Below are 7761 nucleotides of genomic sequence, written 5' to 3'. Positions count from 1 at the left end.
ATCCAAGAAATGGACGATGCCGATAAGAAACTGGAAAACGGCCTTGAATCGATTTATGATTGAATTCGAAGACCGCTTAAAGGACTTTATTTAAAACGGGCAGTTACACAAAATCTGTTACAGGCTCCTAATCCCCCGAACAATAAAGTCTTCATTGTCTGATAAATCAATATCTTCAGCCATTACGTAACTGCCATCTAAAGAATTATAGAATGAACGTACTTTAGGATTGGTTGGGTCACCGTCATTTCTGCTTTCGACAATAGCCAGTTTATTTGAGCTTAATTCGACTAATGAACCAACAGGATAAACGCCCATGCATTTTATAAATAAATCGACTAAACGCTGATCTAAATGTTCTTTTTGCGCCAAGCTTCGTAAGATACTGAACGCTTTTATATGGCTATAGCCATCTTTGTAACAACGATTAGCCGTTAGAGCATCAAAAATGTCACAAATGGCAATCATCCTACCATACTTAGTGATTTTTTCTTTAGGGATGTTGAAAGGGTAGCCAGTACCGTTGAGCTTCTCATGGTGGAGCACAGCAACCTCAAGACTCAATTCAGAAATACCAGGTGTTGACTCTATTATTTTTATCGAATGGTTTACGTGGCTTTTCATCACGGTAAATTCAGCCTCGGTTAACTTGCCCGGTTTATTTAAAATACTGTCAGGGACATTAATTTTGCCGACATCATGTAAAAAAGCACCAACTGAAAGTAACTGAACAATTTTTTTGTCTATTTTTAAAAACGCGCAAAAATGGTCATTAATACTGAAACCGAGACTGAATGCTCTAGCAAGTACTCATCTTTTTGTCTGATGTTGATAACACAGGCTAAAGCATCCGCATTTTTAAATACGGTATCTATGGTTTGATTGGTTATTTCAATAATGGGCGTTAGGTTGAGATTGCGGCCTCGTTGAGCATCTGAAAATACTTGCCGTTGAATTTCTTTAGATTGATTAAAGAGTTTTTTAGCTTTAGTTATCTCTAAAATAATGGGCGATTTTTTATTCGCTGACAAGGTGTCTTTGACTCGACCAATAATATTATTGTTAGCATCAAAGGTGAGTGTTTTACAGGTATCAATTAATAAACTTTCGACGCCTTTACTGCGTAAATTACCAATAACCTGAGTATTTTTTATATGACTCGCTGTCGTTAAGTTATAAGCGCCTCGTTGTTTCGCTATATCAACAACATAATGCCCTTTTAATAACGCTGAAATTTCAATTTCAATAATCATAGTAATCTACTCGCTAAACTAACACCTATTGTCTATTGTTCTTCAGTTGATATAAATGGCTATCAGCCTCTTTCAGCAGTTCGCTCATCGAACGTTTACCGTCACTTGCCGCTACGCCACAAGTTATTGTAACGGGTAAAACTGTATTTTGGTAAGGCATAGGGTTCTTGACAAAGAACCGGCTCAAGCGCTGTGCTGCTAGTTCAGCTTCTTGGTGTTTTTGGCTCGCCAATACCACAACAAATTCGTCGCCTGCGTAACGAAAGCAGCGATCGTTTTCTCGTATTAAACCTTGTAACTTTGCAGCTATATAAGCCAGTACTTTATCACCACAATCGTGGCCATACTGATCATTAACTTGTTTAAAGTCATCACAATCAATAAATAATAGTGAGAAAGGAACACCATATCTTTGTTGTCGTACCAATTCTTCGGCAATAAAAACTTCCATTAAACGACGATTAGCTACACCGGTTAAGCGATCGTAATGAGCCATGTATTCAAGTTGTTCTCGAATGAGTACATTGGATAAGCACAAGCTTACTTTAGTAGCGAGTTGCTCTAAATGAAAGGTACCGAGTTTATTACTAAAGCGACTTTTATCTCTATCAGAAAATAATAAGCTACCAAAAAGTTGACCCTCTAGTATTAAGGGGATAAGCGCAATAGATTGTGCCTCTATAAGTAAATTATTAGGTATAACAGCGGACAAACTATCTAAATCATTAGTCAGGAAAGGTTTACTGTCATGATGAAAAACTTTTAACTGGTCTAAAGATATTTTTGTGCTATGCCGGTGTTGCCAATTCGATTGCAATAGTTCATTGAATAAATAGCTAATCGGTGTTGGTTCAACTAAAAGCAGAGTAATAGCGGTGATATCAAACTTTTGTTTTATTGAGTTCAATAAACATTGAATGAGTTCTTCACAAGATTTACTCTCAAGTATTTCTTTTTCTATTTCAAATAGCTTTAGTGCAATGTTTTCATTAGCTTTTGAGTTGGCGATCATTTGCTCAATTTCTAATTCTGACATAAATATTTCTTGTTGTATAAAACAGTTTTAATTGTGTTCTTTTCAGGGCTATTGTGCAAGAGCTTAGTCAAATCCCCTTTTGAAATGGTGATACTTGCTAAAAGCTAAATATTGAACGGTAAAGTAAATTAATGTAGTGGTATTAATATTGCTTAACCTTTAATGATTGATAAATAGAGTTGTTGGCAACAAAAAAATGTCAGTTTTTATCACTTAACCTTTTTGATGTTCAGCCGATAATAAGCTAATGCTTATATTTATTTTTGAATTTTTGGATAGTCATTTATGCGATTTTTATTATTAATTTTAACTTTGTTATGCTTTATCAGTCATGCCAGCTATGGTCAAAAACTTGAAGCTGTGCAAATTTATACTGATAACCAGCTTTTGGGATTAATCAAAGAAAATAAACATTTAGGCCAAGTTGTGCTCGATGAATGCCAGCTCGTACAAGATATTGAAGCACGAGCTACAAAATCAGAATATCCTTCGTACCAATTTCTTTGGGGGGATATGCTGGCGTATGGTGTCTGTGTAAAAAAAGATGTACCGCTTGGGCTTCACTTTATGAAAAATGCTGCAGACCAAGCCTTACCTGAAGCACTTGAACAACTGGGGCGTTACTACCATACCGGTAAATTTATGCAAGTTGATGTAGAAAAGGCAATCTTTTACCTTAGAGAAGCGGCGGCAGTCAATAATTTAAAAGCACAGATGCGTCTGGCCGATATCTATGCACAAGGTTATGGTAGTCCATTAGACTACCCAGAGTTATATGCACAACTTCATCACTCGGTTACCGATGATAAAAAAATTCATCAGCAAATTACAAAAATATTATCAGCGTTGGCAGATAAAATGCCAGAGCATGTCGTTAATTCAGCCAAAGAAGGTAAATTTTAAGCTGTTTCTTATATGATAATATTTTTTATCGCATTACTATTTTAATAGCTTTGGCTAATAAACTCCTTGGTTAACGAGGACCTAAACGATTTTTGTCGCGTTATTAAATTTTAAAATAGCATCATCATCCGATAAAATTAATGTCTATCGACATCGTTTTTAATTACCACTGAAAACCAACGCTTTGAATGGTAACGGGTATAGGTATATAATTGCTGCATTAACACATTAATCGAGTTTATCCCCTGAAAGATCCTCATCAAAAACGCGAAGCACAAAAATACGACAATCCAGTGGCGAGTCGAGAATTACTATTATCAGTAATAGAAAACTCTGCTGTGCCACTTAATTTTAAAGCGATATGCAAAGCTTTGAATTATCATGATGAAACTCATCATGTTGGCGTAAAACGACGTTTGCGTGCTATGGAAAATGCAGGTCAGCTTGTTTTCAATAAACTTAAGCAATATGTCATTCCAGCCAAAAATAGTTTGATCACAGGTAAAGTTACCGGTCATCGTGATGGTTTTGGCTTTTTTATACCTGACATTGCTAAAGGTGAGAAGCCTGGCAAAGATTTTTATATTTCATCCTATGAAATGCAGCGGGTATTCCATGGTGATATTGTTAGCGCTATTTTAGTCGATCGTACCGATCGTAAAGGCCGACAAGAAATTAAAATAATTGAAGTCATCGAGCCGCGTAAAGCCGGTATTGTTGGCCGCTTCTATGTTGAACATGGTATCGCTTATATCGTGCCAGACGATGCCCGTATTAAACAAGATATTCTGATTGAACCCGAAAGTAAGCTTGGTGCACGCCACGGACAAATGGTGGTGGTCAATGTTTTGCATCGCCCATCAAAACGCAATAATGCCGTAGGTGAAGTGATTGAAGTCTTAGGTGACCATTTAGCACCAGGCATGGAAATTGACATTGCTCTACGTGAACATGATTTACCACACGAATGGTCGGCTGCTGTCATTGAAGAAGTTGCCACAATAGCAGACGAAGTGGAAGACGAAGCAAAAATTTCACGCGTTGACTTACGTGACTTACCGTTAGTCACTATAGATGGCGAAGACGCTAGAGATTTTGATGATGCTGTTTACTGTCAGCCTGAAGAATCGGGTGGCTGGCGTTTATGGGTGGCTATAGCCGACGTAAGTTACTACGTACGTAATGGTACAGCGCTTGACGATGAAGCGATTTCTCGTGGTAATTCAGTGTATTTTCCTAGCCAAGTTATTCCGATGTTACCGGAAAAGTTATCTAACGGCTTGTGTTCATTAAACCCTGATGTTGACCGTTTATGTATGGTTTGTGAAATGACTATCAGTGCGTCAGGTGAGTTGTCGGGTAGTAAGTTCTACTCAGCGGTTATGCGCTCACATGCTCGTTTTACTTATAGCAAAGTAGCAGCAATTCTATCGGGTGAAGACGCAACCGAGAAAGCAGCGTTGCGCGAACAATATCAGCCATTAGTTGGCGATTTAGAAAATTTATATCAAATGTATTTAGCATTAAAGACCTCGCGAACTAATCGTGGTGCCATTGCCTTTGAAACCTCCGAGTCTCTATTTTTGTTTAATAGTGATCGTAAAATAGCATCGATTGTGCCGCTTATTCGTAACGATGCGCATAAAATCATTGAAGAATGTATGGTGTTAGCGAATGTGGCAACGGCAAAATTTGTAGAAAAACACCAAATGCCGGGCTTATTTCGTGTTCATGACAAACCGAGTGAAGATAAGTATAAAAACTTTGTCAGTTATTTAACTGAACTCGGCATAGCCTTGCCAACGCGAGAGCAACCTGAACCTGCTGATTACGCTAATATTTTAAACCATGTTCAAGGTCGTCCAGACCAAGAGTTGATCCAAACTATGTTGCTGCGCTCTATGCGCCAAGCCGTTTATCAAAGTGAAAATTTAGGACACTTTGGTTTAGCGCTCGAGTCTTATAGTCATTTTACTTCGCCAATTCGTCGTTATCCAGATTTGGTTATTCATCGAGTGATTAAAGCTATTTTGGCAAAACAAGCACAAAGCGCTAACGAAAGTAATGAAGCGAACGCCGGATTTTACCAATATTCACCTGAAGAAGTTATTGAACTAGGAGAGCATTGTTCAATGACCGAACGTCGGGCTGATGATGCGACGCGTGATGTTGCTGATTGGTTGAAATGTGAATTTATGCAAGATCACGTTGGCGATACCTTCACCGGTGTTATTTCAACGGTTACTAATTTTGGTTTATTTGTACGCTTAACCGATTTACATATCGAAGGCTTAATTCATATAACCTCTTTAGGGCATGACTATTATCACTTTGATGATGTTCGCATGTGTTTGAGTGGCGAACGTTCGGGCACTAAATATCGTATTGGCGATGTCTTAGAAGTTAATGTCGCGGCGGTAAATTTGGATGAGAAAAAAATAGATCTCGTTTTGTCGGGTGAACAAGCCCCGAAAAGTAGTGGTAAACCTGAAGGTAAATCGAAAACTAAAAGTACCGGGCTGAGAAAAAACGCCGATCAGGGTTTTAATAAGCCCAAAGGAACTAGCGACAAAGGGGCGCCAAAGAAGCCAAAAGACAAGAAAACCGAAAAATCAAAAGCTAAAAAGCGTACCGCACGGAAAAAACGTCCAGGTAAAAATGCTCGTAAAACGACTGAATAATATTAGTCGGTATCGTTATAACAATAAAAGTTAGGCGATAAGCAGTGTAACGCGATATAGATAAATTAAAGAAGAAGTTGAAAAGAGAATAACATGGCAAAACAAGACGAATTAGTATTTGGCATTCATGCCGTTAATGAATTAATTAAACGTGCTCCAGAACGCTTTATTGAGCTTTTTTTACTGAAAGGTCGTGAAGATGAACGATTAATGACGATCATTAATTTGTCAAAAAAGTATGAGATTTCCACGCAGCTTGTTAGTCGTAAAGTGCTTGATGAAAAAAGTGATGGCGAACAACATCAAGGCGTCTTAGCACGTATTACTCAGGGTAAAACCTATACCGAAAATGATCTCGTTGATATTCTTGCCCAAGCCAAAGAAAAAGATGAAACGCCCTTTCTATTAATTCTTGATGGTGTTACCGACCCTCATAATCTTGGCGCGTGTCTTAGAAATGCAGATGCGGCCGGTGTACAGGCTATTATTGTTCCAAAAGATAATGCGGCCCGTTTAACCGCAACAGTGCGTAAGGTTGCTGTTGGTGCAGCTGAAACTGTGCCATTGGTACAAGTCACTAATTTAGTACGTACCATGAAACAATTGCAAGACAATGGTGTTTGGATTATTGGTACAGCAGGAGAAACTGATCATTGCTTGTACGATGAGAAATTAAGTGGCCCAATGGCATTAGTCATGGGTGCTGAAGGTAAAGGTATGCGCCGATTAACCCGTGAAAACTGTGATCAATTAGTTAAACTACCTATGGCTGGTAGTGTTTCAAGTTTAAATGTTTCTGTTGCTACCGGCATTTGTTTGTTTGAAATCGTACGCCAACGCCGATAATACTTACATGACTTAACGGCGGTTAAGTCGCTCTGTAGCTGAAAAACTCAATAAAAATCATCGAAGAAGTGACTTTCTTGGTGATTTTTTTGTTTATTGCCCCGCATACTTATATTTGTCTTGCCTTCGCTGCTTATATTTACTACACTTCGCGACCTTAATTCAGCCCGAACTTTTTGTTCCTTGCCTCTTTCTGGTGTTTGGCTGAGCCAGCTAATGAGGCTACAACCGTAAGGAGCTCGTAATGCGTCATTACGAAATCGTATTTATGGTTCACCCTGATCAGAGTGAACAAGTACCTGGCATGATCCAGCGTTATACTGACTTGATCAATGCTGCTGAAGGCAAAGTCCACCGTCTTGAAGACTGGGGCCGTCGCCAATTAGCATACCCAATCAATAAATTGCACAAAGCACACTATGTTTTATTAAACATTGAAGCGCCACAAGCAGTTATTGATGAGCTTGAAACAGCTTTCCGTTACAATGATGTTGTTATTCGTAACATGATCATGCGTACTAAAGACGCAGTAACAGAAGCGTCAGCAATGGCTGCTGCTAAAGAAGAACGTCGCGACGATCGCCGCGAAGTTAAGAAAGATGCTCCAGCTGTTACAGAAGCACCAGTTGCTACTGAAACTACAGAAGAAGCTGCGAGCGAATAAGTAACTCGTGACAAACTCTCTTTATGAGAATTGCCTTGTGTTGGTAGGTGAAGTGGTAAAACCACCGAAAAAATCAACAAGCCCAGCAGGTATTCAGCATTGTCAGTTTTCAATGGACCACAAGTCCATACAAAATGAAGCTGGCATGAACCGACAAGCATTTGTCCGGATACAGGTTGTCGCAACAGGTGAGCTGTCACAAAACTTAACTCGTGATTTAATTGCGGGCAGTAAGCTTAAAGTGACTGGTTTTATAAACCGTCATGAATCAAGAAATGGTAATCCACTTCTTGTCTTACATGCTCAACATATTGAAATGATTAATTAAGGTGGTTTTTTTTGGTTTGTTAATCTGCCAAATAAAGACACCATATTTAG

At 38.7% G+C, this 7761-nt stretch carries 8 protein-coding genes; 5 read left to right on the top strand and 3 right to left on the bottom strand.

Annotated features, from left to right (window positions below; translation table 11 throughout):
• Positions 1 to 117 precede the first annotated feature (117 nt).
• Genes ESZ26_RS19600 through ESZ26_RS16190 form a run of 3 tightly spaced genes read right to left on the bottom strand, consistent with a single transcriptional unit; the run spans position 118 to position 2289 of the window.
• Positions 118 to 735: an HD-GYP domain-containing protein gene (locus tag ESZ26_RS19600; protein WP_342353835.1), complete on the bottom strand. Its 618-nt coding sequence runs from the start codon at positions 733 to 735 to the stop codon at positions 118 to 120.
• Positions 736 to 749: 14 nt separating this feature from the next.
• On the bottom strand, positions 750 to 1253 hold the full coding sequence (locus ESZ26_RS19595) for a DUF3391 domain-containing protein (RefSeq protein ID WP_317615690.1): 504 nt from the start codon (positions 1251 to 1253) through the stop codon (positions 750 to 752).
• A 25-nt stretch (positions 1254 to 1278) separates the two neighbouring features.
• The gene (locus tag ESZ26_RS16190; protein WP_146800494.1) at positions 1279 to 2289 is read right to left on the bottom strand and encodes a sensor domain-containing diguanylate cyclase; all 1011 of its coding nucleotides are present in this window, start codon (positions 2287 to 2289) and stop codon (positions 1279 to 1281) included.
• A 285-nt stretch (positions 2290 to 2574) separates the two neighbouring features.
• On the opposite strand from ESZ26_RS16190, the gene ESZ26_RS16185 reads away from it, so the two are divergent.
• The 5 genes from ESZ26_RS16185 (at position 2575) to priB (ending at position 7711) form a co-directional block, all read left to right on the top strand.
• Positions 2575 to 3192: a tetratricopeptide repeat protein gene (locus ESZ26_RS16185; protein WP_146800493.1), complete on the top strand. Its 618-nt coding sequence runs from the start codon at positions 2575 to 2577 to the stop codon at positions 3190 to 3192.
• 245 nt (positions 3193 to 3437) lie between these two features.
• The gene (rnr, locus tag ESZ26_RS16180; protein WP_146800492.1) at positions 3438 to 5873 is read left to right on the top strand and encodes a ribonuclease R; all 2436 of its coding nucleotides are present in this window, start codon (positions 3438 to 3440) and stop codon (positions 5871 to 5873) included.
• Positions 5874 to 5966: 93 nt separating this feature from the next.
• A complete protein-coding gene (gene rlmB, locus ESZ26_RS16175) occupies positions 5967 to 6719 on the top strand; it encodes a 23S rRNA (guanosine(2251)-2'-O)-methyltransferase RlmB (RefSeq protein WP_146800491.1) in 753 nt (250 codons plus the stop codon).
• A 244-nt stretch (positions 6720 to 6963) separates the two neighbouring features.
• Positions 6964 to 7383 carry a 30S ribosomal protein S6 gene (gene rpsF, locus ESZ26_RS16170; RefSeq protein WP_070375545.1) on the top strand — a complete coding sequence of 140 codons (420 nt, stop codon included), beginning with the start codon at positions 6964 to 6966 and terminating at the stop codon, positions 7381 to 7383.
• A gap of 7 nt (positions 7384 to 7390) precedes the next feature.
• Positions 7391 to 7711 (top strand): primosomal replication protein N, encoded by a 321-nt coding sequence (priB, locus tag ESZ26_RS16165; RefSeq protein WP_070375546.1) that lies wholly within the window; start codon positions 7391 to 7393, stop codon positions 7709 to 7711.
• Positions 7712 to 7761: the final 50 nt, after the last annotated feature.

The sequence above is a fragment of the Colwellia hornerae genome, assembly GCF_007954355.1.
Taxonomy (GTDB): Bacteria; Pseudomonadota; Gammaproteobacteria; order Enterobacterales; family Alteromonadaceae; genus Colwellia_A; species Colwellia_A hornerae.
The sequence above is the reverse complement of the archived record's forward strand: the minus strand, read 5'-3'. Positions and strand labels throughout refer to the sequence as shown.